We start from the raw sequence: 24,747 nt of genomic DNA, 5'->3' as shown, positions 1-24,747 counted from the left end.
CGGACTATTGCGGACGGGTCCGCACGGAATCGCGGCTGACCCGCTGATCCATGTCGCCCATCAGGTTCGACGGCGTCGAGTTGGACGACCGGTAGACTTCCAGCCGGGTCGGCTCGATCCGCGGCGGGTAGTAATTGTCCGAACGGTCGGCATCGGCGGTTTCCCAGAACGGATCCAGTTCCACACTGACGACCTGTCGGTCGGTCATGTAGGTCCAGGTCACATTGTCCGGGTTATAGCGCCAGACTTCGGCCGGAATGCGGACGATTTCCGTGTCGCCATCCGCGAAGGTGAATTCCAGGATGATCGGCATCACGACACCGCCTTCATTGGTGAAGTCGAGATAATAGATCCGCTCATCGGAATTCAGGATGTCGGCTTCCCACTCATCCAGCTCGCCCTGCAGACGCTCATAGGCCTCTGCCTGACGGTTGGTGACGATATTGGCGTCGGTGCGGGAGTAGAAATCCACGACTTCCGGATTGCGCTCGGCATAGGTCGACAGACCCGCTTCACGGTTGGAGGCCTGGGTCAGGCTTTCCGGTGCCGCGTCAGCCTCGGCCGCAGCCAGGGCGTTTTCGATTTCCGGGTTCTCGGTGTTGAATGTCCCCTCGAACACGCGGTCCAACGAGATGTCGACATGGTCCGTGGAATAGAACCAGCCGCGCCAGTACCAGTCGAGATCGACGCCGGACACTTCTTCCATCGTGCGGAAGAAATCATAGGGCGTCGGGCGGCGGAAACGCCAGCGTTCGGCATAGGTCTGGAAAGCCTCGTCGAACAGCTCCCGGCCCAGCACGGTCTCGCGCAGGATGACCAGGGCGATCGTCGGCTTGGAATAGGCATTCGGGCCGAACTGCACGATCGAATCCGACTGCGTCATGATCGGCATCTGGTTGTTGGACACCATGTAGGAGGTGATGGAGTGCGGATCGCCACGGCGAACCGGGAAATCCTCTTCCCACTGACGCTCGGCCTGAAATTGCAGGAAGGAGTTCAGGCCTTCATCCATCCAGGTCCACTGACGCTCATCCGAGTTCACCGTCATCGGGAAATAGATGTGGCCGATCTCGTGGATGATCACGCCGATCAGGCCGCGCTTGGAGCCCAGGGAATAGGTCAGATTGCCATCATCATCCGTCACCGGACGGCCATAGGTGCCGCCATTGAAGGTGATCATCGGATATTCCATCCCGCCCTGCGGACCGGCGATCGATTGCGCGACCGGATAGGGATAGGGGAAGGCAAAACTGTTGTAGACGTCCAGGGTGTGCTCGACAGCCCGGGTCGAGAAGGTCGACCAGAGCGGCTCGCTCTCATTGGGATAAAAGGACATCGCCATGACGAGGTCCGGCGCATCGCCCTGCCCGTCCTGTTCGACACCCACGGCGTCCCAGATGAATTTGCGCGAACCGGCCCAGGCGAAATCGCGGACATTCTCGGCGCGGAACTCCCAGGTGGCGCTGGAGCGCGTGCCCCGGCGCTCATTGGCGCGGGCTTCGGCGGGCGTCACGATGAAGACCGGCTCATCGGCCGTGCGGGCTTCTTCCAGACGGTCCCGTTGGACCTGGTTGAGGACCTCGTCCGCATTCTGCAACTCACCGGTCGCGGCGACGATGAAGTCCTGCGGCACGGTGATGGAAACCTCGTAATCACCGAATTCCAGACCGAACTCGCCGCGGCCCAGGAAGGCCTTGTTGTGCCAGCCTTCATAATCAGAGAAGGCCGCAGCCCGCGGGAACCATTGGGCGATCTGGTAGATGCAATCGCCGCCGGTATCTTCGGTTTCCTCAAAGCATTCCCAGCCGGCGCGGCCGCCGATCACCTGGGTCTCCACCAGGCGGTAATCCCACTCGATGGTGAAAGTGACGCTGTCACCCGTGCTCAGGACATCATCCAGATCGATCCGCATCAGCGTGTCGACGATGGTGAAGTCCATCGGCTCGCCATTCGCGTCGGTGACACCGGTGATGTTGTGGCCATAGCCGTTTTCAGCAATCTGCTGACGGCGGCGTACGGAGGAAGCGGACACGCCTTCCGGATCACTTCCGCCAGTGCGGCTGGCCGAACGCCCGCCCCCGCCGACGGTTTCCGTCATGACCGCGATCGAATCGGGGCGGAAACGGTTCTGGTCCAGCTGGAACCAGAGGAAGTCCAACGTATCCGGCGCGTTATTGGTATAGGTGACCGTCTCGGTGCCATAGAGGTGCTTGGCGTCTTCATCGAGGCGGATATCGATGTCGTAATCGACCTGTTGCTGCCAGTAATCCGGCCCCGGCGCACCGGTGGCCCGGCGTTCGCGGTTCGGCGTCGGCCAATCCTCGTCCTCAAGCTGACGGAAGGCATCGCGCCAATCATTGACGGTCTGCTGGTTCGGCTGAGCGGCCGCGACATTCAAGGTCGCAGCCGCTGTAGCCAGAACGATCAGGTTCAAACTACGCATCTTGTTCCCCAATTTTCCCAGGGTCGAAACCCAGTATGGGGAACAAGTAGCGCGCAGTCCTCAGGGCGTCACCCCTGCGTTACGGTATTGTCATGATGCATGGTGCCACCCGGTGACACGGGAGCGACCGGTTCTTTCTGGCCCAGGGACAGCATCCACGCTCCGAACCCGATGAAGACCAGGAACAGGCCGACAATCGCACCCAGCCCCGGGATCACGCCCAGTGCTGCAGATCCGGCCAGAACCAGCAGCAGGGACAGAAGGCGCATGCCCAGGCCCAGAGGCGTTTCCGGATCGCGATTGAAGATCAGATCACCGACCGCCATGGCACCCATGCCCAGGCACAGCAGCAGGAAGGGCCAGAACAGCACCCACAGGAAGGGGATAAGAACGACGCCGATCACCGTGATCGCCAGCAGGACGGTCAGGACAACCAGCATGACCGGCGAGAAGGCGAAGGCGATGAAGCCGACAAAACCCGACACCAGCGGCTGACGACGGAAGGTCCGTGCCACACGGCTGATCCCGTTCGGGGCCATCACCACAGCCAGGAAGCCCAGCAGCAGGGCGGCACCCGGAATGGCAAAGCCCAGGAAGGCAAAGGGGGCACCGATCAGTTCCCACGGACCATCGATCTCGATGTCGATATCGTCCCAGTGCTTGGCGCCGAAATTGAACGCCTCGAACTGGTAATCCAGATCACCGATCTGGGCATTGGGGGCAATGACCGGCTCGACAGGGCTGCGGATTTCCAGAACGCCATCGATACGGGCCGTGTCGAGGATGTAGACCTCTTCCGCCCGGATCTCGACATTCCCGGTAATCGTGCCGGCGATGGAAATCTCGGCCGCTTCCGCGTCCAGATCACCATCGATCAGGCCATGAAGCTCAACCTCGCCACCGGCCAGTTCCACACCGTTCCGCATTTGCGAGGCCGAGGACACGCGGATGGCACCGCCGGCCAGATGCGCCCGGTCTTCGACGATGGCGTCAATTTCGACACTACCGCCTGCGGCCGACAGCGAACCGCCCACCGTGCCTGAGACATTCACATCACCACCGGCCACGGCGACATCGCCACCGACATCGGCCTGAATCTCGACATCGCCACCGGCGATTTCAATCTCGTCACCGACCGTGCCGCGAATCCGCAGATCACCGCCGAGGAAATTGATCGAACCACTGACATTGGCGTCGATATCCCCTTCCCCGGCCAGCGCAGCGACATCGCCTTGCACATCACCGCGAACGGTCAGTTCGCCACCGAGGAAAATGACATCGGACCGGTGACCGTCGATATCGACTTCACCACCAATCATCTGAGCGGAGACGGCAGACGTCCCCAGACCGATGGCCAGCCCCAAGGCCATCACATAACGCTTGATATTCATCACTTTATCTCCCTGTGCCCCCCGGCTTCAGGTCGTGAATTGAAAACTGACGATTGGCCCTAATCGTCGATGAGGTCGTCGCAATGGCGACGGTTGCGCGGACGGTATTCAAGGCCCGGAACTTGCGCACCGGAACGAACATCCGGCTCGTCCTGGGCATAGACCACCAAGGGTCCATCGATCCGGGCGCCGCTTTCAAAGACGACGGAGATCGCGCAGATCTCACCGCCATCATGGGCGTTGCCATCGAAAACGATACGGCCTTCATCCCCGCGATAATCCCGGTTGCGGCGCATTTCATTGATAGCGGTCAGCACCATGCGGCCATGGACTTCGCCGGACATGCGCATGGTACCGGCCGACGCGGTGAGACCGTCGTTGAACGCGGCTTCCAGCAGCATGTCACCAGCCGCCAGGGCAGCCCGGCCATCGATCTGGCCGCGCACATCAAGATCGCCTGCCGCCAAGCTGAGTTCATCACCGGCGCGGCCGTTGAAATTCACATCACCACCGGCAATGGACGTCTCGCCATCGACCGAACCGGTGAAATCCACATCACCGGCCGCGATCGAGACATCGCCGCCGATATTCATATTGTCGATTTCGACATCGCCGGACACCAGGCTGAGATCGCCACCCAGGCGGCCGCGGAGTTTCAGATCACCGCTCAACCGGCTGTAATCACCATCGCGGTCCAGCACGATATATCCGTCGGACGAGCGGGTGGTGTGACGCATTTTATTGCCGTCATCATCATCGCCGACAACGATCACGCATCCCGAGGTCAAAAGCGCGCCGGACAGGGCCGTTGCCGCAAGCCAGAACTTGGCCATTTATGTCTCCGTTACTCACGGCCCGCCGCCTTTTTGGCGGTTCTTTGCATCGGACCTACGCTCCCCAGCGTTGAGTCGCAGAATACATTATCGAAAAACGATATCAAGAAGTTTTTCCGTTTTTCGATAAATCCTTTATGAAAAGCGAGATGCCGGCCGCCCGCCCTCAACCGCGTGCTACAGACAAGCCTTCCCTATGCGTCAGCCGCGGCTAATATCAGTCCAAAGACAAACGCCTCCAGTACGAGGCGTGATGGGAGGATGACATGGCTGAGACATCAGCTGCCGGCTCGGCACCGGCTTCCGAAACGCCTGTTTCCGAAGGTGAAATTTTTCATGGTGCGCCATTCGACCTGAAGCGGATCCGCAAATCCGTCTTCGCGTCCATGCTGGAATCCAAGTCGCGCTATGGCGGCAAGCGGATCGCCGCCATCGATGCAGACGGCCGCGAGGTCAGCTTCAACGACCTGACCAAGGCTGCCTTTGCCCTGGGCCATGCCCTGAAGGCGGGCACCGAGCCTGGCGAAGCGATTGGCGTGCTGCTGCCGACCGGTGCCGGTGCGATCATCTCCTTTTACGCCCTGACCGCCTATGGTCGCGTTCCGGCCATGCTGAACTTCACGGCCGGTGAGCGCGCGCTGAAAGCCGCCTGCCGGGCGTGCAAGGCCAAGAAGATCATCACCGCCCACCGTTTCATCGAGCTGGGTGAGCTGGAAGAGCTCGAAGCCGAACTCGCCAAGGATCACGAGCTGATCTATCTGGAAGATGTGCGCGAGAACCTGTCCCTGATGGACAAGATCGCGGCCGCCGTGGGCACGGTCCTGCCCGGCCTGGTCCGCTCGCACCCGGACCCGGACAGCCCGGCCGTCTATCTCTTCACCTCCGGCACGGAGGGCGACCCGAAGGGCGTCGTACTCAGCCACGCCAATCTTCTGGCGAATGTCGAGCAGGTGCGCGACCATATCAAGATCCTGCCCACCGACGTCCTGTTCAACCCGCTGCCGACCTTCCACTGTTTCGGTCTGACCGGCGGTGTCCTGGTCCCGATCGGCCTGGGTGTACCGGCCATCTGCCACCCCACCCCGCTGCAGGCCAAGACGATCGTGAAGCGGATCGCCGAGACCAAGGCGACCATTCTTTTCGCGACCGATACCTTCATGAACCAGTATGCGCGGGCCGCCGATGAGGGGGATCTCTCCTCCCTGCGCTTTGCGGTGTGCGGCGCCGAACGCGTGAAGGACGAAACCCGCTCGGCCCTGCGCCGGCGGTTCAATCTGGAGATCGTGGAAGGCTATGGCCTTACCGAGGCCGCACCGGTCCTCTCGGTCAACCAGCCCCAGAACAATCGTCCGGGCACGGTCGGCCAGCTCATGCCGGGCTGCCAGGCCAAGCTGGTCCCGGTTGAAGGCATTGATGATGGCGGACAGCTGCACATCAAGGGCCCGAACATCATGAAGGGCTATATCCGGCCGACCAATCCGCTCGCGCTGGAAGCGCCCGAGGGCGGTTGGCACGATACCGGCGACATTGTCTCCATCGATGAGGACGGTTTCCTGCGCATTCGCGGCCGGGTGAAGCGCTTTGCCAAGCTGGGCGGGGAAATGGTCTCCCTGGCCGTGGTCGAAAACTGCGCCACCTCGCTCTGGCCGGACAATATGCACGCCGCCGCGGCCATTCCGGACAAGCGCAAGGGCGAGCAGGTCATCCTGCTGACCGATTACGACAAGGCCGACCGCGCCGATCTGGTGGCCTTTGCCCGCAATCACGGCATTTCCGATCTCGCCATCCCGCGCAAGATCATCCATGTCGACAGCATCCCCGTCCTCGGCACGGGCAAGACCGACTATGGCACGGTCCAGAAAACGGTCGAGGCGATGATGGCGGAAACCCCGGCACCGGCCCCCGAACCGGCGGAATAATTCCGCGAAGAGAAAAGCCCGCCGGATGGCGGGCTTTTTTTATGGATTCGGGACCCGGTGACAGAACTGGCCGGTTGTGTGAGGGAGACGGAACCGGCTTGGCCTAGGGAAGACGGCCTGCCCGCCGGGTCCCGAAATTCGTGCGGGGTCAGACCCGGTCGCAATCGCGCCCATTGAGCGGTTCATAGCGGAAACCGTCACCGGCCGGCCGCGTATCGGCGATGACCAGAAGATCACCCTCAATCCGGGCCGTGCGGCGAATTTCCACCTCGGCGGCGCAGATCATCCCGCCCTGGGCCAGGCGGCCGGAGAGTTCAACACGGCCATTATGCTCGTCATTGCGGCCATGGCCGCGGATGGCGACAGGCCCCATGACCGTGCCACGGAGATTCATGTGGCCGGCATCCATGTCCAGACGGCCACCCAATTCGCCGTCCAGGGTGACGCGGCCAGCGGCAATTTCCGTATTCCCTGAAATCCGGGCATTGAGATAGGCCGTGCCCGCGGCAATCTCGGCATCGCCACCCACCGTTCCGGTGAAGCGCACCCGCGCGCCCTCGGCGATCAGATTCCCTCCGACATTGGCGCTGGAGCGGACGCTGGCACCAGCCAGTTCCAGATCCCGGCCAATATCGCCTTGGGCATTCACGATCATGCCGGCAAATTCGGCATCACCCGGAACATCCACATTGCGGGAGGCGACCACGCCCGCACTCTCCACAGAGCGGTTCTCGGCATGGCCGGAGACGGAATAGGTGCAAGCCGGCAGCAACATCAGGGCGGCGGCGCAGAACAGGGCATGTTTCATCGGAGCATCCTCACAAAGATGATTTTGCTCCTGGGATGCATGCCGGTGCCGTTTTGGATGCAAGGTTTCAGTTCCAAGCACCGGACAGAGCGGTCAGGCCCCCACGCCGAAGGAGCGCTGATAGGCAAATGCCATGCCCGCGCGCGCATGATTGGATGCGAAATTGATGCCGGAAGGGCCGAATTTCAAAAGAACCGTTTTCCCTTCGCGTGCCGAGAAGACCGGGAATTCAAACGTGTCAGCCCCCTCCAACAAGCGCTGGATATTCATCCGCTTCCAATCGAGCATAACAATATCGCGGTTCTCGTGACGGTCCTCCGCACTATTCATCCAACGCTGAGCTACCGCGTACCGGTCCAAGGGCAGCACACCGAAGAACAGGAAAAGGGCCTCGGCGCGGAGTGTATCAGTCACCACGCTGAGCAATTCGAGATCGGTATCAGCGACCTCTTTCCTCAGCAGGCCCAGCTCATCGCCCATCGCCCGCTGGATCGTGATGAAAGGATTGGGCTCTCGGTGATAACAATCGCTGGCCGACGGGTCCTGAAGCGACCGGTACATGCCTTCTGCCACGGAAAGATGGAAGCCATGAGGAACAATCGCTTGGCTTGCCGATCGCAAGGACAAGATGACGGCATTGTCCGATGTGAGCAGAACACCCGTCGTTCCGCCCCGAAACTGGCAATCCAGATCATAAGCCGCGTCCAGCGACAGGACGGATCGGTCCAGACCATAGCGCTGGCGCGGTGTCGCTCGACCGTTCTCGAAGTCAATTTTTTCGTCGAGGCACAGATTGGGATAGAGAAAACGATAGAAATCAGTCTCTTCAAAAAAGAATGTGTAACGGTTAGTGCGAGGCCCGGAATCCCGGCGTTCGACGCGAAACCCGTTGCAGGCGAAGCTGCCATTATTATCGCAGGTCTGACCACGCTCAATACGTTCGCGGACGATATTGGCGGTTATCCTCACCGCCTCCTCATCATGCGCTATCGGGTGTCTATCCGCGCGCGGTCGCAAGGCGGTTTTGATGTCGTTCAGACGTGCGCCGTGGCCACCTTCCGTAAAAAAGCGCACCTCATTGCGGATATCGGGAATGTCAAACCGCGTGAGAATATCTATCGAGAACTTGTCATTTCGCACGCCCAACCACTGGACCAGTTCACGCCATAAATGGACAAACCCCGCCCGCTCGTTTGGCCGGAAATAAGCGATGATGCTGATAAGGATCGGAACCAGGGTTACGATCAGCACCCACAAAGAGCTTTCAAGGACAGAACGCATTAAATGTGGAGCGCCTTCCCATAGGCATCGAGCACGCTCTCATGCATCATTTCCGACAGGGTCGGGTGCGGGAAGACGGTGTGCATCAACTCAGCCTCAGTGGTCTCCAGCTGGCGGCCGACGACATAGCCCTGGATCATCTCGGTGACTTCCGGCCCCACCATGTGGGCACCCAGGAGCTCGCCGGTCTTGGCGTCGAACACGGTCTTCACCAGCCCCTGATCATCGCCCAGCGCGATCGCCTTGCCATTGCCGACGAAGGGGAAGCGGCCGACCTTCACGTCATGTCCGGCTTCCTTGGCCTTGGCTTCGGTCAGACCGACCGAGGCCACCTGCGGATGGCAATAGGTGCAGCCCGGAATATTGCCCGTCTCGAAGGCATGGACATCCTGGCCGGCGATTTTCTCGACGCAGACCACGCCTTCATGGCTGGCCTTGTGCGCCAGCCAGGGCGGACCGGCGACATCGCCGATCGCGTAGAGGCCTTTTACATTGGTCCGGCCATACCCATCATTGACGACATGGCCGCTGTCGATTTTCACGCCCAGCGCTTCCAGGCCCATATTCTCGATATTGGCGACAATACCGACGGCCATGATGACCTTCTCGACCTCAACAATCTCGGTCTTGCCCTTGGAGGTCTTCACATGGACCTTCACCGTCTTGCCGGACTTGTCGAGTTTTTCGACCTGGGCGCCGGTCATCAGGTTGAGACCCTGTTTTTTGAAACTCTTGGCCGCGAAAGCCGAGATTTCCTCATCTTCCACGGGCAGGACGCGGTCCATCATTTCCACCACCGTCACATCCGCGCCCATCGTCTTGTAGAAGCTGGCAAACTCGATCCCGATCGCTCCCGATCCGATGACCAGGAGGGATTTCGGCATGGCATCCGGCACCATGGCCTCGCGATAGGTCCAGATCTTGTCGCCATCCGGCTCCAGACCGGCCGCCGGAATGGTGCGGGCCCGGGCCCCGGTGGCGAGAATCACATGCTTGGCCGTGTAGCTGTCCTTGCCGACCACGACTTTGGGGGCGTCGCCGCCCTTTTCCAGTTTCGCCGTGCCTTCAATGACCGTGATCTTGTGCTTCTTCATCAGCATGCCGATTCCGCCGGTCAGACGGCTGGAGACCTGACGGGACCGCTTCACAATGGCCTGGATGTCAAAGCCGATCTTCTCGGCGCTCAGACCGAAATCCGCAGCATGTTGCATGAGATGGTAGACTTCCGCCGAGCGCAGCAGCGCTTTCGTCGGAATACAGCCCCAGTTCAGGCAGATCCCGCCGAGCTTGTCGCGCTCGACCACAGCGGTCTTGAAACCAAGCTGGGCCGCACGGATCGCGGCGACATAGCCCCCGGGCCCACCACCAATCACGATCACGTCGAAGGCATTGGAACTCATGGCAGGCCTCTTTGTTTGCATGCGAATTAACTAAGGCATTCGTATTCGCTTCATAGCCGGACTGCCCCCGACGATCAATGATCGGGAGATTGATTTATCGTGCCACTTCACCCTGATGACCGGAACACCGGGCCCAGCCGTCTGCCCTACTCAGCGGCGTCGGTTGCCTCGGCATAGATGGACTGGCGCGGACGGGCGAGGACGCGGCGGACCATGGGCTCGAAAAACGCCAGGTCTTCACTCTCATAATCCGGATCAAAGGCCGCCTGGTCATACAGGTGGCAGAATTGCGCACAGGCCGTGAAGTGCGGGTGATCGCGATATTGTTCGCGCATATCCCGGTCCAGGCCGAGATGATGGAAGAAGTAATAGCCCTGGAAAATCCCGTGATGGGCGACGATCCAGTGGTTCTCCTCCGACACGAAGGGTTTCAGGATCGCCGCGGCAATGTCGGGATGGTTATAGCTGCCCAGCGTGTCACCGATATCGTGCAGCAGGGCCATGACGACATATTCCTCGTCGCGGCCATCACGATGGGCCCGCGTCGCGGTCTGCAGGGAATGCTGCAGGCGGTCGATCGGGAAGCCGCCATAATCCCCGTCCAGCAATTTGAGATGGGCCAGGACCCGGTCCGGCAGATTGGCTGCAAAGGGACCGAACTGGGCCGAGATCGTGCCCCAGTCTTCCTGGGTGCCCTCGGTCATTGAACGGAATTTCGCGCGCGGTGCGTGCTGATCGTCGGCCATGTTTTCCTCCCGGTTTTTCCATACCGTGACGAGGAAAGCGCCCAGAGGCAAGCTACCCGGAGCCGCAACTCCGGGACGCAGGCTCAGAGGTCTTCGATCACCTGGGTCAGATCCGTGTCCGGATTATCCCCGGTATTCACCACCCCGGCCTTCTCAATCAGCATGAGATGGACCTCATCGGTCTTGGCGACCGGCCGGTGCCGCACGCCCTTGGGAATCACGCAGAATTCGCCCGGGCCCAGCGTGATCGGATCCTGACCTTCAATCTCGATCTTCAGAATGCCGCGCGTGATCATGAAGAACTCGTCCTCATCCTCATGCGCATGCCAGGCAAAATTGCCGACCGCCTTGGCCAGTTTGATCTCGTAATTGTCCAGCTTGCCCACGCGCTTGGGTGACCAGGCTTCATGGAATTGGGCGTGTTTGTCGGCAAGGGAAACGGTTTCGACTGGCATGCTAGTCTCCTGCTGCCCGCCATGGCGGGAGATTCGTTTTGTCACTTTACCATGTGGGATGCCAGATGACGGACAAGCGGGACCAGACAGTGGCCAGTCTCCTCCGGCGCATGGCGCCAAAACTGGATCCCGGCCTGTATGCCTATACGGTCCTGGCCCCGGACACCGCCCCGCCCGACGGTCTGACACCGCTGATGACCTGCCGTGAAGCCGAAGGCCTGACCCTGGTCCTGCCGCTCGATCAGGCGCAAACAGCTGGCCTGGCAACACGCTTTCCCTGCCGGCTTATTACCCTCACCGTCCACTCCGAGCTCGACGCGGTCGGCTTTATCGCGGCCATCGCGCCGGAACTCGCCCGCCACGGGATCAGCTGCAATGTCATCGCCGGCTATCACCACGACCATCTCCTGGTGCCGCAGGAACGCGCGCAGGACGCGATGGCCGTCCTGCAGACGCTCAGTGATACGAATTCGATTGACGAGGCCTGAGACCGGCCCTAAACGCGCGCATCCTTGTTTAATGGGGCGCTGACCTTATTGAGCCTGATCGCTCTGGCCGATACCACCGGCCTGCCTGTCTTCGATGCTCAAAACGTGTGTGCAGACCTCTCGCAGCAGGGCTGGAGCCTTTGCCGTCTCGCCGACAGTGAATTGCTGGCCGCCCTGCGCAGCGAGGCCGAAACGCTCTGGCAGGCCGATATCCTGACCCCGGCCGGAATTGGCCGCGCCGAAGACCATGACATCGTCCGCAAGATCCGCCGCGACCTGACCCATTGGATGGATGGCAGCACGCCCGCCCAGGCCGGCTATCTGGCCTTCGCCGAAGCCGTGCGCCGTGAGGTAAATTACCGCCTCATGCTGGGCCTGTTCGCCTTCGAGGCCCATTACGCCGTCTACGAGCCCGGCGGTTTCTACAAACGCCATGTCGACAGTTTCCGCGGCGCCCGCAATCGCATGCTGTCCAGCGTGCTCTATCTCAATCCGGACTGGGATCCCAGCGATGGCGGCCTGCTGCGTATCTATGCGCCCGACAGCGAGGATGTGATCGCCGAGATCACACCGGAATTCGGCACCCTTGCCCTCTTCCTCTCCGAGGACATCCCGCATGAGGTCACCCCGGCAAGGCGCGACCGCTTCTCCATCGCCGGCTGGCACCGCTGCAATGATCGCGGGCTTGTGCCGGCACTGCAGGTGAAGGGCTTGCCGGTCGCGTGATCCGCCCCTCCTTCCCCTTGATGGGGAAGGTGGATTGCCGCACAGCGGCAAGACGGAAGGGGTGAAACGCGTAGCGTTCAGTTTGTGGGCCGGTCACCCACTCCACCAGTGCTGCGCAATGGTCCCCCTCGCCCATCAAGGGCGAGGATGGGTCTCACATCTTCGATCTGAGCTAGTCCGCTGTTCGAAAAAGATAGCCTGTGCCGGTCAGTTCCAATCCGCCATCACCCTGGCGCTGCCAACGCTCAAAAAACGTCATATCACCTTCGGGAGGCGCCAGATAGATGATCTGCCGGACGACATCGCCCGAATCTGGAACCATCTCCCGAAGCTCGATCACATTTCCCGACCGCCCTCCCGGGAAGCCGGGCTCATCAAACGTTCGGGCCCTGAAATAGCCGACACGCACGCCAGGAATTCCGAGCCGGGCGCTAAGGGACTCGCCTGCACCACAGCCCCATAAAGAATAGGATCCATGGCCGGGCTCTGACAGGAGGACATCTTCATGCACGCATCGCATCTCAGCGACGCTTTGCCAGGCATGTTCGGAATACTCGTCCCAGCTGATGATCCAAGGACGCCAACTGTCTCGCCGGTCCATCGACACGCGAATGCGGGCCTCGCCCGTTTCAGTGACCCAGGCCCCCGCGTAGGCCGAGAAATTCCCCTGAGCCGGACCTGCCCGGTCGGGCGCAGCGCTACACGCAGCAAGAAGCAGGCTGGCGGATGCTACGAGGAGACGGACTCTCCGGCAGGAGTTGTTCCGCCCCCCAATCACATCAGCATCGTCATCGGGTCTTCGACGAAGGTTTTGAAGGCCTGGAGCCATTGGGCGCCGGTGGCACCGTCCACCACGCGGTGATCGCAAGTCAGGGTGACGGTCATCACCGTGGCGATGGCCAGGGCGCCATCCTTGACGACCGGGCGCTGTTCTCCGGCGCCGACCGACAGGATCATGCCCTGGGGCGGGTTGATGATGGAGGAGAAGCTGTCGATGCCGAACATGCCCAGATTGGACAGGGAGAAAGTGCCGCCCTGGAATTCCTCAGGCTTGAGCTTTTTCTCGCGGGCGCGGGCGGCCAGATCCTTCATCTCGCGGGAAATCTCCACGAGACCCTTGAGATCGGCATCCTTGACGATGGGCGTGATCAGACCGCCCTCAATGGCCACGGCGACGGAGACGTCGGCATGCGTGTGGCGCGCGATATGGCCGCCCTCGATCCAGGAGGAATTCGCCGCCGGAACCTTCTTCAGGGCCAGGGCTGACGCCTTGATCAGGATGTCATTCACGGAGACCTTGGCACCATCCTTCTCGGCGGCGGCATTCACGCGCTTGCGGAAGTCCAGCAGGGCGTCGATCCGGCAATCCACGTTGAGCGGGAAGTGCGGAATGTCGCGGAAGCTCTCGGACAGGCGTTTCGCGGAGATCTTGGTGATATTGTCGGCCTTCTCGACCTCGTAGCGGTCGCGGGCAATACCATAGGCCTTGAGCGGATCATCCAGATCGACCGGAGCCGCCGACGGCGCCTCAGCAGCCTTGGCCGGTGCCGCAGCAGCGCCCGGCTGGGCGTTCTCGACATCGCGCTTGACGATCCGGCCATAGGGGCCCGATCCATCGATGGCAGAAAGGTCAAGGCCCTTGTCGGCGGCAATCCGGCGCGCCAGCGGGCTCGCCTTGATGCGGTCGCCGTCCTGAGACGGTGCGGCCGGAGCCTTGCTGGCTGCAGGCGCCGGCTTGGGCGCTTCGGCGGGTTTGTCCTCAACCTTCGGCGCTTCGGCAGCGGCCGGCTTTTCCGCCGGCTTGTCGAGCGCGCTTTCGTCCTCGCCCTCTTCCAGCAGGATGGCGATGACTTCATTGACCTTCACGCCCTCGGCGCCTTCCTCGACGAGGATCTTGCCGACCACGCCTTCATCCACGGCCTCGACTTCCATCGTCGCCTTGTCGGTCTCGATCTCGGCGATGACCATGCCGCTCTCGACCGTATCTCCGGTTTTTACATGCCATTTGGCCAGCGTGCCCTCTTCCATGGTGGGCGACAGGGCGGGCATCAGGATTTCAATCGACATGGGTCTCGTCCTCGTGGTCGGCCTAGTGGCCGCGCTCCGAATTGATTTGGGCGATATTCTCGTCCCAGTTCGCGCCATCGAATTCCTCGAAGCGGAGCTGGAGGTTGGCGTCGGCATCCAGGCAGCGCAGATTGACCGACCAGCTGTCCGGGTGCGAGCGCGGCACATAGAAGGCCTTCACCCCGCAAACCGAACAGAAGGTGTGCTTTGCCGTATGCGTGCCGAATGTATAGGTGGTCAGGCTTTCCGCCCCGCGCTCAATCTTGAAGTCGGCCTTGTCCACGATGAGGTGGATGAAGCCGGTCTTGGCGCAGATCGAGCAATTGCACGACAGGGCGACGACACTGTCCGGCAGGTTCACGGCAAAGCCGACCTCACCGCAATGACATTCGCCATGACGCCAGGATTTGGTGGGGGAGTTGGTCATGCCGCTTCACCGTAGATCGTGCGAAATTCTGGTTCATCTTCCGCGACAATGTGTACGCATTCCTGCATCGTCATGATGACCCAATGGCGGGCCTTCACACCCTGCTCCCGGTACAGAAACTCATGGGTCAAGAAGCCCGCTATGACAGGCGAGTTCGCGACCTCGAACATATCACCCGGTCCGTGAGCCACCAATTGCTCCTGGTACTGTTCGTCATTGACGATGCAGTGCCATACCGGCTTGGATGTCAGCTCACAGGCGAAATCTTCGCCCGGCTTTTCATGTCTCCGAACCAGTTTCACAGCTAATTCCCCAAGCTCCAGCTTGCTGGAAACAAACTCGTATTCCCCCGCCGGAATGGCCGGGTTCCATGCTTTCAGTTCCGATTTCGAGAAATCGAACACACCCTACTCCGCGTAGCAGACAGCCTTGGCCGCCTTCACGATATCCGCCGTGCCCGGCAGGGAGAGTTTTTCCAGATTGCCGGCATAGGGCAGCGGGACGTCTTCCTGGTGGACGCGGACCGGCGGGGCGTCGAGATAGTCAAAGGCTTCGGCGGTGACGACGGCGGCGATCTCGGCGCCGACACCCATGCGGCCCCAGCCTTCCTCGGCGCAGACGATGCGATTGGTCTTCTTGACCGATTGCACCACCGTGTCGGTGTCGAGCGGGCGCAGGGTGCGCAGGTCGATCACTTCGGCGGAGATGCCCTCTTCCGCCAGGATGTCGGCGGCTTCCAGGGCAAATCCGACCATGCGCGAATGGGCGGTGAGGGTCACATCCGTGCCTTCACGGCGCACCTTGGCCTTGCCGATCGGCAGGACCCAATCCTCCACATCCGGCACGTCGAAGCTTTCACCATAAATGAGCTCATGCTCGAGGAAGACGACCGGGTTCGGGTCGCGGATGGCGGCTTTCAGCAGGCCCTTGGCATCGGCCGCATCATAGGGCGCGATCACTTTCAGACCGGGCACATTGGCATACCAGGCGGAATAATCCTGCGAGTGCTGGGCACCGACGCGGGAGGCGGCACCATTGGGGCCACGGAACACGATCGGACAGCCCATCTGGCCACCGGACATGTAGAGCGTCTTGGCGGCGGAATTGATGATGTGATCGATCGCCTGCATGGCAAAGTTGAAGGTCATGAATTCAACGATCGGCTTGAGCCCGTTGAAGGCCGCACCGACACCCAGACCGGCAAAACCGTGCTCGGTGATCGGCGTGTCGACCACGCGTTTCGGACCGAACTCGTCCAGCAGGCCGCGGGTGACCTTGTAGGCGCCCTGGTATTCGGCGACTTCCTCACCCATCACGAAAACGGTGTCGTCCAGCCGCATTTCCTCGGCCATGGCGTCACGCAGCGCGTCACGAACCGTGGTTTCCTTCATCGCCGTGCCCTCAGGCACGTCCGGATCAGAAACGCTGGCCACATTGGCCGCCATCTGGGCCGGGCGCTCATCAAGGGCCGGGGTCGGATCTTCCGCCGGGGCCGCTTCTGCCTCGGCCGGTTCGGCCGCAGCCTTCGGCGCATCCAGATTGGCCGGGTCCTCGCCATCCTCGGCCAGGATGGCGATGGCGGCATTCACCTTCACGCCTTCCGTGCCCTCGGCGACCAGAAGCTTGGCGACCACGCCCTCTTCCACGGCCTCGACTTCCATCGTGGCCTTGTCGGTCTCGATCTCGGCAATGACATCGCCACTTTCGACGCTGTCACCTTCCTTGATGAGCCATTTGGCCAGCGTGCCTTCTTCCATCGTGGGCGAAAGCGCCGGCATGAGAACTTCGATCGACATGGCTTCTTCCCGTGTCCTGTTCGTTAGGCGAGGTCAGCCATTGGCTGCCTCGGGTTTGTATCGGAGCGCATGCTCACGCATGCGTTCCGCAAATTCCACCAGCGTGTTCAAGGGCCGCATCAGCACCTCGATCCGCGTCATCTTGCCGGCATCATCAACCGTGATCCGGTCAAAGCCGACCAACCCCTTGCCATCCACCGTTCCGGTGAATTCCAGGATCAGCTCATTCCCTTCAACCCATTGTTTGCGGTAGGAAAAGTCTTCCACAATGGAGATCACACCCATCAGGATGTGCAGGATATATCGGGTGTCGCTGGACGGTTTCCAGACGACGGGCGAATGCAATTCGCAATGCTCGGCCATGATGGCCTTGAGGAGATCGGCATCGCGCTTCTCAACGGCGTGGTGCCAGGTCTCCAGAAAGTGTTTCACTTGCGGTGTCATCGTGTCGCTCCCCTAACCGATCGCGCGCCGGGATGACCGGGACGCGATGTAGAAGTCGACAACTTGGGTGCCACCGAAGACAAGGTGAAGGGGAATAGTCAGTGCGGCACCCGTGAAAAGGGTAAGACCGAGCATCATTACAACGGCACTACCCTCGAGGCCGTAAGACAAAAAACTGAGATATCCCAACATTAACATGAGCTTGCCTTTGAACAAAAAGGCAAACGGTGCGAGTATGAGCGGTGGCAGGGCAAAAGCGCCCATTCCAAGCGTAAACGACTGGAGCCAGGTCGGTTCCACCTCATAAAGGTCGTTGTCAGCATAGCCACCAGCGGGCAGAAACCGCTCATCAGCGAAATAACCGGTTTGGAGAAACAGGAATTCTCGGCCGAAGACATCTTTTCCGATGAGCAGAAACATGACTTTTGCCAGGCCCAGTATGGCTAGCACCACCGCCAGCCCCGGCACCAGAATGTAGGCAAGAACCACGGCGAGATCATTGCCACTCATCGCGGCCCCAAGGTCCTGCGTCAGAGGCATGACCAGACCCGCAGCTATCGCCAGACAGAAGAAGAAATAAACGGACACGACCACACCCGCTGCGAAACACACACCCAGGGGTGTTTCACTCAGACCGAGCGCCTTTCCGGCTCGTTCCAGATTGATGTGGACGCTGAGGCTCAAAATCAGACCTCCACCAGCACGTCCGTATAGAGTTCGCTCGGATCCGGTTCCGGGCTGTCCTTGGCGAACTGGGCGGCGTCGGCGACGATCTTCTTGACCTCCTTGTCGATCTCCTTGAGGTCCTCCTCGCTGGCATGTTTGCCCTCGATGAGACGCTTCTTGATCAGGTCGATTGGGTCATGATGGGAGCGGATATCGTCGACTTCTTCGCGCGTCCGGTATTTGGCCGGGTCAGACATGGAGTGGCCGCGATAGCGATAGGTCTTCATCTCCAGGATGAAGGGCCCCTTGCCGTCACGGGCATGCTTGACGGCTTTCGCGGCGGCGCGTTTCACGGCCTCGACATCCATGCCGTCGACTTCTTCACCCGGGATCCCGAATGAGGCGCCGCGCTTGTAGAGATGTGTTTCGGACGAGGCGCGCTTGACCGCCGTGCCCATGGCGTACTGGTTGTTTTCGATCACATAGATGACCGGCAGATCCCAGAGCTTGGCCATGTTGAAGCTCTCATAGACCTGGCCCTGATTGGCGGCGCCATCGCCGAAATAGGCCACGGCGACCTTCTTGTTGTCCTTGTAGCGATCCGCAAAGGCCAGACCCGTGCCCAGCGCGACCTGCGCGCCGACAATGCCGTGACCGCCATAGAAGTTTTTCTCGCGGGAGAACATGTGCATGGAGCCGCCCTTGCCGCGGGAATAGCCGCCTTCGCGGCCGGTCAGCTCGGCCATGACCCCATTGGGATCCATGCCGCAGGCCAGCATGTGGGCGTGGTCGCGATAACCGGTGATGACCTGGTCACCCTCTTCCATCGCGGCCTGGATGCCCGTCACCACGGCCTCCTGGCCGATATAGAGGTGACAGAAGCCGGCGATCAGCCCCATGCCGTACAACTGACCCGCCTTTTCCTCGAATCGGCGCATCATCAGCATGTCGCGATAGTATTTGAGCAGCTCGTCCTTGCCCGCACCTTTGGCGGCGGAGGACTTGGTATTTCGCTTGGCGGCCATTATTTCGCACGCGAACCAAACAGCCCGCGCTCCCATCTGACTGTGTTAGCGCCATATCAGATGCTTGACCCTGACGGCAAGCTTCAGGGCCAAAAAAGGGCAGGATCGGGCGATTGATTGAACGGCAGGGACAGGTTTTGCGGCATGCCTGCCTGCGGTTTCAGCAAGCGATTAGATACGCCGGCCACGCCTTGGGCCACAGGATTTCCGGAAGAATAAGGGTGCGCCGGAGCACTCAGTGCTGCGGAGAGGGCTCGATCTCAACGATGATTTCGCGCGGATGGGCGACATTGAGAATATCGCGGGCCCGTTCCTCGACATAGTCCAGGTCGAGACTGTCAGAACGCAGGCGGGAGGCCGTATCTTCCAGCATTTCGCGTTCGGCAACGGCCAGATCCAGCTCGGCTTCCGCGATGCGAATCTCGTTTTTCACGACAATCCAGTTGAGCACGCCCTGCTCACCCGTCAGCGCGTGATAGCCGAAATAGGCAATCGCCACTGCGAGAAAGACAGTCGTGCCATATCGCTTGATTGCGTCCAAAACCAAACCACCTCGAAAGCCGCGACTTCCCCTGTCGCGTTGTGTTGAGAGTGATTCAACACGATCACGCTTTAGGAGTCGTGAATCCGGGATTCAGTATCGGGTAAGATTCAGGGAGGAAATGCGGCAGCTCCGACCGTGTCAAACACGTCGGATTGCCAGGCATTACAGGCGGTCCCGCAGGACATATGACGTTGTCAGATAGTCTGGAAAATCCTGAAGGACCGCCCGCAACGCGGTGAAGCTGATTAAGGAACGATCCGGCCAGACCCGTCCCAGCGCCACCCGCCCCGCCCGGTCCGTGCACAGATTCGGTCGAAACGTGGCGACAGTATGGGCCGGGATTGGCGGGGTGGGGATTGGGGAGGGTTTATCCGGCGGAAAAAGTTCCACTTCTCCCTGGGGAGAAGGTGCCCCGGAGGGGCGGATGAGGGGGCAGAGCGAGGTCTTCGCGATTATCTGCCAGCACCGGGATTTCCCCCTCTCCCGGCGCATACGCGCCACCCTCTCCCCTAGGGAGAGGGGCACGTCATGTTTTGAGGTTCGCGAAACCCTCAGGCCAGGCCGCTATCCCCGGCATAAATACCGGTATCGCCCAGCAGCGATTCGATGCGCAGGAGCTGGTTGTACTTGGCCGTCCGGTCAGAGCGCGCCAGGGAACCGGTCTTGATCTGTCCGCAATTCGTCGCGACAGCCAGATCGGCAATCGTGGCGTCCTCGGTCTCGCCGGAACGGTGGGACATCACGGCGCCATAGCCCGAGCCCATCGCCAGATCGACGGCATCGAGCGTCTCTGACAGCGTACCGATCTGGTTGACCTTCACCAGGATGGCATTGGCGGCACCCATTTCGATACCGCGGGCCAGGCGTTCCGGATTGGTCACGAAGAGATCATCGCCGACCAGCTGGCAATGATCGCCGACGCGCTCGGTCAGGGCTTTCCAGCCCGCCCAGTCATCCTCGGCCATGCCGTCCTCGATGGAGACGATCGGGTATTTGCCGACCAGTTCTTCCAGATACTGGGCGAAACCGGCCGAGTCGTGGGTCACGCCAGCGCCTTCCAGCACGTATTTGCCGTCCTTGAAGAATTCCGTGGAGGCGACGTCGAGGGCCAGAGCCACATCTTCGCCCGGCGTGTAGCCAGCCTTTTCGATAGCGGCCATCAGCACGTCCAGCGCCTGTTCGGCGGAGTTGAGGTTCGGGGCGAAACCGCCCTCATCGCCGACATTCGTGTTCAGACCATCGGCCTTGAGACGGGATTTCAGCGAATGGAAGATTTCCGCACCACAGCGCAGGGCTTCAGAGAAGCTCGGCGCGCCGACCGGCATGATCATGAATTCCTGGAAGTCGATCGGATTGTCGGCATGGGCGCCGCCATTGATCACATTCATCATCGGGGTCGGCAGGATGCGGGCATTCATGCCGCCCACATAACGATAGAGCGGGATGCCCTGCACGTCGGCAGCGGCCTTGGCGACGGCCAGGGAGACGCCCAGCATCGCATTGGCGCCCAGACGGGCCTTGTTCTCGGTTCCGTCCAGCTCGATCATCATCTCGTCGATACGGCGCTGGTCCTCGGCATCCATGCCGGCCAGGGCCTCGAAGATCTCGCCTTCGACATTGCTGACGGCCTTGATCACACCCTTGCCGCCATAGCGCTCATCGCCATCGCGCAGCTCAACCGCTTCGTGGGCGCCGGTGGAGGCTCCGGACGGCACCGCCGCGCGGCCAAAGGAGCCGTCTTCCAGCAGGACATCGACCTCAACGGTCGGATTGCCGCGGCTGTCGAGGATTTCCCGGGCGACGATATCGATGATGGCGGTCATGGCGGCCCCTTCGCACACTTGAAAAGTCTTGCCGCTTCATACCCGCACCGGGCCTGCACGCAAGACCGTCAGCGGCAGAATCCGCATGTTAGCGAAAACAATCGACTTTCCTGCTGCAACAGGGTCACTCAGCCGGCAATTCCATCAAAATTGAAACAGCGGATTAGAGGAATCTCAAAACCCCTCTGGCAAGGTGACTGGGCACGACAAGAAAGACACCCGAACCGGACCAAGCGGTGAAGGGTGCCCATCCCGCAGAGGCCGCATGTCACAGAAGCCGAAGATCGAAGCTGTAGAACCCGTTTTTGACGGCCGTGCGGTTCTGATCCGGATGAGCGGCGAGCAGACGATGGAAATTGCCACGCCGATGCGCAAGCTGGTCTACTGGCTGTCCAGCAAGGGAAAGCGCCACTTCATCTATGATCTGCGCGAGGTTTCCTTTCCGCATCAGCACCTGGCGGAACTGGCCAATCAGAATATCGAGGCGTCCCGCGTGCTGCCTCATTTTCATGTCGCCTTGTGGCATGACGGCCAGGACCCGGACGCCATTCGCGCCTTGTTGAGCGCCAATCGCCGCATCGGCAATCAGGTCGTTGATGTGCTGTCCCTGGACGAAGCGCGGAACTGGATGTTCCCCGGCCTCGTCGACCTGGATGCCTATGATGATGACGGGTTCGACCTGGATTCCCTGGAACGCCGCAGCGCCTGAGACCCCACCGCCAACCCGGCAAGAAAAAACGCCCGGTCGTTTGACCGGGCGTTTTTCTGTGCCGTAAAGCAGAAAGAACGGATCAGTCGTCCTTCGGCTCCAGGATCTGACGGCCACGATACATGCCGGACTTCAGATCAACATGGTGCGGGCGACGCAGCTCACCGCTGTCCTTGTCTTCGATGTAGACAGGGGCAGACAGCTTGTCGTGGGCCCGGCGCATGCCGCGCTTGCTCGGCGTGGTTTTTCTCTTAGGGACGGCCATGAGCCTCTCCACAGTCTTGAATCATGCTCCGGACAGCCAGCGCTATCCGTTCGAGCCGCGCGATGTACATGAAGAAATGGGGGTGCGCAAGCGCCTGTCTGCTTTGAATGCAGGCATTTGCGCGCCGGTTTCCTCAGCCTTCACCCGTCAAACGAATGGAACCGCCCATCGAGGTGCGGGTTTCATAGTCTGACGGCCGTCCGGCCACCCGGACAGAACCGCCCATGGAGGCCCGTGCCCGCAGGCTTTGCGTTGCATGAGTGCGGGCATCTGCGCCAGTCGACGCGCTGACCTCGACATGTTCGCACACCAGGTCCGACGCGTTGAGCGCGGCACCCGTGGAGGCGTCCAGTTCCAGCGTGCCACACGTCCCGGACACCCGGGCGGATGAGCCCGTCGAGACGTCAATTTCCAGATCACCGGCCTCGATACCGCTCACCCGGGCCGAAACGCCGCGATTGAAATCCAGCTCGCGAATCTCCCTGGCTGTCACCTGAACGACGACATCCAGCGAACGGCGGCGTGTGAAGAAACCGCTGTCCTGCTCGATTTCCAGCCGGCCATTGCGAACCCGGACCTCAACATCCTCGAAATCATCCGCATCACCGACAAGGCGCACGGACTCGGTGTCACCCACAACGATCTCCACCTCGATACCGCCACCGGCATCAATCCGGTCAAAGCTCTCGACAGGAATGGTCTGATTGTCCTGCGCCAAAGCGGTTCCGCCCAGCAGGACCGCAGCGCCAAAGCCAGCCTGGATCACCTGTTTCATGTGCAAACTCCCTGTTCGCCCCCCACGCCATCATAGGGGTTTCCCCATGAGATGCGTGTGAAACCCTGTTCAGATGCAAGAAAGGTCAGGAAACTTGGCTGAGTCGGCATCAGGACGGGGATAAGCCATGGACAGCGCGGAATTCGAAGACTGGTCGAAACGGATCGCCGAATGGTCAGCCCAGTATCGCGACAGCCTGCGGGACCGGCCCGTCCGGCCGAATGTGAAGCCGGGTGAGACCTTCAAAGAGATCCCCGTGTCTCCGCCGGAGGATGGCGCGGCGTTTTCATCAATATTCGCAGAATTTGAGCGCTTGATCCCTGATGCCATGACCCATTGGCAGCATCCGCGCTTCTTCGCCTATTTCCCGGCCAATGCCGCCCTGCCCTCCGTGCTGGCCGAACAGATTGTCTCCACCATCGCCGCGCAATGCATGCTCTGGCAGACCTCTCCGGCCGCCACAGAGCTGGAAACCCGGATGATAGACTGGTTGCGCCAGGCCATGGGCCTGCCGGAAGGCTGGCGCGGGGTGATCCAGGACAGTGCGTCCTCCGCCACCCTCTCCGCCGTGCTGACCATGCGCGAAAGAGTACTCGATTTCAAAGGCATCCATACCGGGCTGAGCGGCCACAAGGCACCGCGCATCTATGCGTCAGCGCAGGCGCATTCCTCGGTCGACAAGGCGATCTGGGTGGCCGGGATCGGGCAGGACAATCTGGTCAAGATTCCCACCCGCGACGATTTCGGCATGGACCCGGACGCCCTGCGCGCCGCCATCGCCGAGGATCGCCGGAAAGGCCTGCAACCGGCTGGAGTCATTCTGTGTGTCGGGGGGACCGGCATTGGCGCCTGTGACCCGGTGGAGGCGATTCTCCAGATCGCTGCGGAGGAAAATCTCTACACTCATGTCGATGCTGCTTGGGCGGGTTCGGCCATGATCTGCCCGGAGCAAAGAAGCCACTGGAAAGGCGTAGAAAGTGCCGACAGCATCGTCTTCAATCCGCACAAATGGCTGGGCGCCCAATTCGACTGTTCCGTGCAATTCCTCAAGGATCCGACCGACCAGTTGAAGACCCTGACCCTGCGACCGGACTATCTGGAAACCCCGGGCTTTGACGATGTCGTCAACTACTCCGAATGGACCATTCCACTGGGGCGCCGTTTCCGCGCCCTGAAACTCTGGTTCCTGATCCGCTATTACGGGCTGGAGGGCCTGCGCCAACGCATCCGCAATCACATTGAATGGGCCAAGGAGGCGGAGCAGCTCATCCGGGAGACCGAAGGGCTTGAGGTCGTAACGCCCTGCTCTTTCAGCCTTTTCAGCTTTGCCTGCTCAGAGGGCGACGCCGCAACAGCTGCCCTGCTCGAGCGCATCAACAAGGATGGCCGGACCTATCTCACCCAGACCCAGCACCAGGGACGCTTTGTCATCCGTTTCCAGGTCGGCCAGTTCGATTGCACGCGGGAGGATGTATTGGCGGGGGTGGCGGCCATCCGGGCGCTGCATGAAGGATAGCGCCACGGCGTGTCCGCCTGGCGGTATGAGAGGTGTGCGGGAGGCCGGCGACTGTCTGCCGGCGATTGTTTCGAGTGTGTGTGACAGGCACTTGCCTCCCGCACGCGGAGATTTCCCGAACGCTCTCGCCCCCGTTTCCAATCCGGCCGGTACTCAGGTCGGGCGTTTAGTGCCGTCAGACCGGGCCGGACGCCCTGCCG

At 61.0% G+C, this 24,747-nt stretch carries 25 protein-coding genes; 5 read left to right on the top strand and 20 right to left on the bottom strand.

All coding sequences use genetic code 11. The features are described from left to right. Positions 1–4: 4 nt before the first annotated feature. From I0K07_RS07725 to I0K07_RS07715, 3 genes are all read right to left on the bottom strand, one after another. Complete coding sequence (locus I0K07_RS07725) at positions 5–2,443, bottom strand: M1 family metallopeptidase (RefSeq protein WP_203292267.1); 2,439 nt, start codon at positions 2,441–2,443, stop codon at positions 5–7. A gap of 68 nt (positions 2,444–2,511) precedes the next feature. Beyond that, positions 2,512–3,834, bottom strand: a complete 1,323-nt coding sequence (locus tag I0K07_RS07720; protein ID WP_203292266.1) for a polymer-forming cytoskeletal protein — start codon at positions 3,832–3,834, stop codon at positions 2,512–2,514. 59 nt (positions 3,835–3,893) lie between these two features. Then, complete coding sequence (locus tag I0K07_RS07715) at positions 3,894–4,667, bottom strand: DUF4097 family beta strand repeat-containing protein (RefSeq protein WP_203292265.1); 774 nt, start codon at positions 4,665–4,667, stop codon at positions 3,894–3,896. A 266-nt stretch (positions 4,668–4,933) separates the two neighbouring features. Between I0K07_RS07715 and I0K07_RS07710 the strand changes: the two genes are divergently transcribed. Next, positions 4,934–6,586, top strand: a complete 1,653-nt coding sequence (locus tag I0K07_RS07710; RefSeq protein WP_203292264.1) for an AMP-binding protein — start codon at positions 4,934–4,936, stop codon at positions 6,584–6,586. Positions 6,587–6,734: 148 nt separating this feature from the next. On the opposite strand, the gene I0K07_RS07705 is transcribed toward I0K07_RS07710, so the two are convergent. The 5 genes from I0K07_RS07705 to I0K07_RS07685 form a co-directional block, all read right to left on the bottom strand. Continuing rightward, the gene (locus I0K07_RS07705) at positions 6,735–7,394 is read right to left on the bottom strand and encodes a hypothetical protein (RefSeq protein WP_203292263.1); all 660 of its coding nucleotides are present in this window, start codon (positions 7,392–7,394) and stop codon (positions 6,735–6,737) included. A gap of 93 nt (positions 7,395–7,487) precedes the next feature. After that, on the bottom strand, positions 7,488–8,675 hold the full coding sequence (locus I0K07_RS07700) for a hypothetical protein (RefSeq protein ID WP_203292262.1): 1,188 nt from the start codon (positions 8,673–8,675) through the stop codon (positions 7,488–7,490). After that, positions 8,675–10,075: a dihydrolipoyl dehydrogenase gene (gene lpdA, locus I0K07_RS07695; protein WP_203292261.1), complete on the bottom strand. Its 1,401-nt coding sequence runs from the start codon at positions 10,073–10,075 to the stop codon at positions 8,675–8,677. The genes I0K07_RS07700 and lpdA overlap by 1 nt, the downstream gene beginning before the upstream one ends. A gap of 146 nt (positions 10,076–10,221) precedes the next feature. Beyond that, on the bottom strand, positions 10,222–10,821 hold the full coding sequence (locus I0K07_RS07690; RefSeq protein ID WP_203292260.1) for an HD domain-containing protein: 600 nt from the start codon (positions 10,819–10,821) through the stop codon (positions 10,222–10,224). Between the two features lie 83 nt (positions 10,822–10,904). Then, positions 10,905–11,276: a cupin domain-containing protein gene (locus tag I0K07_RS07685; RefSeq protein WP_203292259.1), complete on the bottom strand. Its 372-nt coding sequence runs from the start codon at positions 11,274–11,276 to the stop codon at positions 10,905–10,907. A 65-nt stretch (positions 11,277–11,341) separates the two neighbouring features. Here I0K07_RS07685 and I0K07_RS07680 point away from each other — a divergent pair, with 65 nt between their 5' ends. Together I0K07_RS07680 and I0K07_RS07675 are read left to right on the top strand one after the other, a co-directional pair. Next, positions 11,342–11,764: an ACT domain-containing protein gene (locus tag I0K07_RS07680; protein WP_203292258.1), complete on the top strand. Its 423-nt coding sequence runs from the start codon at positions 11,342–11,344 to the stop codon at positions 11,762–11,764. Positions 11,765–11,812: 48 nt separating this feature from the next. Next, a complete protein-coding gene (locus I0K07_RS07675; RefSeq protein WP_203292257.1) occupies positions 11,813–12,490 on the top strand; it encodes a 2OG-Fe(II) oxygenase in 678 nt (225 codons plus the stop codon). A gap of 172 nt (positions 12,491–12,662) precedes the next feature. On the opposite strand, the gene I0K07_RS07670 is transcribed toward I0K07_RS07675, so the two are convergent. The 10 genes from I0K07_RS07670 to eno form a co-directional block, all read right to left on the bottom strand. Next, complete coding sequence (locus tag I0K07_RS07670; protein ID WP_203292256.1) at positions 12,663–12,899, bottom strand: hypothetical protein; 237 nt, start codon at positions 12,897–12,899, stop codon at positions 12,663–12,665. Positions 12,900–13,264: 365 nt separating this feature from the next. Then, positions 13,265–14,557: a pyruvate dehydrogenase complex dihydrolipoamide acetyltransferase gene (locus I0K07_RS07665; RefSeq protein ID WP_203292255.1), complete on the bottom strand. Its 1,293-nt coding sequence runs from the start codon at positions 14,555–14,557 to the stop codon at positions 13,265–13,267. Positions 14,558–14,579: 22 nt separating this feature from the next. Continuing rightward, positions 14,580–14,984, bottom strand: a complete 405-nt coding sequence (locus I0K07_RS07660) for a GFA family protein (protein WP_203292254.1) — start codon at positions 14,982–14,984, stop codon at positions 14,580–14,582. Continuing rightward, complete coding sequence (locus I0K07_RS07655) at positions 14,981–15,388, bottom strand: hypothetical protein (RefSeq protein WP_203292253.1); 408 nt, start codon at positions 15,386–15,388, stop codon at positions 14,981–14,983. The genes I0K07_RS07660 and I0K07_RS07655 overlap by 4 nt, the downstream gene beginning before the upstream one ends. A gap of 3 nt (positions 15,389–15,391) precedes the next feature. Continuing rightward, on the bottom strand, positions 15,392–16,780 hold the full coding sequence (locus I0K07_RS07650) for a pyruvate dehydrogenase complex E1 component subunit beta (RefSeq protein WP_203292252.1): 1,389 nt from the start codon (positions 16,778–16,780) through the stop codon (positions 15,392–15,394). Between the two features lie 33 nt (positions 16,781–16,813). Continuing rightward, positions 16,814–17,224, bottom strand: coding sequence for a hypothetical protein (locus I0K07_RS07645; RefSeq protein ID WP_203292251.1), 411 nt, complete (start codon positions 17,222–17,224; stop codon positions 16,814–16,816). Positions 17,225–17,236: 12 nt separating this feature from the next. Beyond that, positions 17,237–17,908 carry a hypothetical protein gene (locus I0K07_RS07640; protein ID WP_203292250.1) on the bottom strand — a complete coding sequence of 224 codons (672 nt, stop codon included), beginning with the start codon at positions 17,906–17,908 and terminating at the stop codon, positions 17,237–17,239. A gap of 2 nt (positions 17,909–17,910) precedes the next feature. Further along, a complete protein-coding gene (gene pdhA / locus I0K07_RS07635) occupies positions 17,911–18,915 on the bottom strand; it encodes a pyruvate dehydrogenase (acetyl-transferring) E1 component subunit alpha (protein WP_203292249.1) in 1,005 nt (334 codons plus the stop codon). A gap of 235 nt (positions 18,916–19,150) precedes the next feature. Next, positions 19,151–19,456 (bottom strand): FtsB family cell division protein, encoded by a 306-nt coding sequence (locus I0K07_RS07630; protein WP_203292248.1) that lies wholly within the window; start codon positions 19,454–19,456, stop codon positions 19,151–19,153. Positions 19,457–20,010: 554 nt separating this feature from the next. Continuing rightward, the gene (eno, locus tag I0K07_RS07625) at positions 20,011–21,282 is read right to left on the bottom strand and encodes a phosphopyruvate hydratase (RefSeq protein WP_203292247.1); all 1,272 of its coding nucleotides are present in this window, start codon (positions 21,280–21,282) and stop codon (positions 20,011–20,013) included. Between the two features lie 265 nt (positions 21,283–21,547). On the opposite strand from eno, the gene I0K07_RS07620 reads away from it, so the two are divergent. Further along, positions 21,548–21,991, top strand: a complete 444-nt coding sequence (locus tag I0K07_RS07620; RefSeq protein WP_203292246.1) for a hypothetical protein — start codon at positions 21,548–21,550, stop codon at positions 21,989–21,991. An 82-nt stretch (positions 21,992–22,073) separates the two neighbouring features. Here I0K07_RS07620 and rpmF read toward each other — a convergent pair whose 3' ends face one another. Next, entirely contained in the window at positions 22,074–22,256 is a 183-nt protein-coding gene (gene rpmF, locus I0K07_RS07615) for a 50S ribosomal protein L32 (RefSeq protein WP_138509963.1), read from the bottom strand. 133 nt (positions 22,257–22,389) lie between these two features. Then, positions 22,390–23,031: a head GIN domain-containing protein gene (locus tag I0K07_RS07610; RefSeq protein WP_203292245.1), complete on the bottom strand. Its 642-nt coding sequence runs from the start codon at positions 23,029–23,031 to the stop codon at positions 22,390–22,392. 127 nt (positions 23,032–23,158) lie between these two features. Here I0K07_RS07610 and I0K07_RS07605 point away from each other — a divergent pair, with 127 nt between their 5' ends. Beyond that, positions 23,159–24,547, top strand: coding sequence for a pyridoxal phosphate-dependent decarboxylase family protein (locus I0K07_RS07605; RefSeq protein WP_203292244.1), 1,389 nt, complete (start codon positions 23,159–23,161; stop codon positions 24,545–24,547). Positions 24,548–24,747 lie beyond the last annotated feature (200 nt).

The sequence above is a fragment of the Maricaulis parjimensis genome, assembly GCF_016817355.1.
GTDB classification, from domain to species: Bacteria; Pseudomonadota; Alphaproteobacteria; order Caulobacterales; family Maricaulaceae; genus Maricaulis; species Maricaulis parjimensis.
The sequence above is the reverse complement of the archived record's forward strand: the minus strand, read 5'-3'. Positions and strand labels throughout refer to the sequence as shown.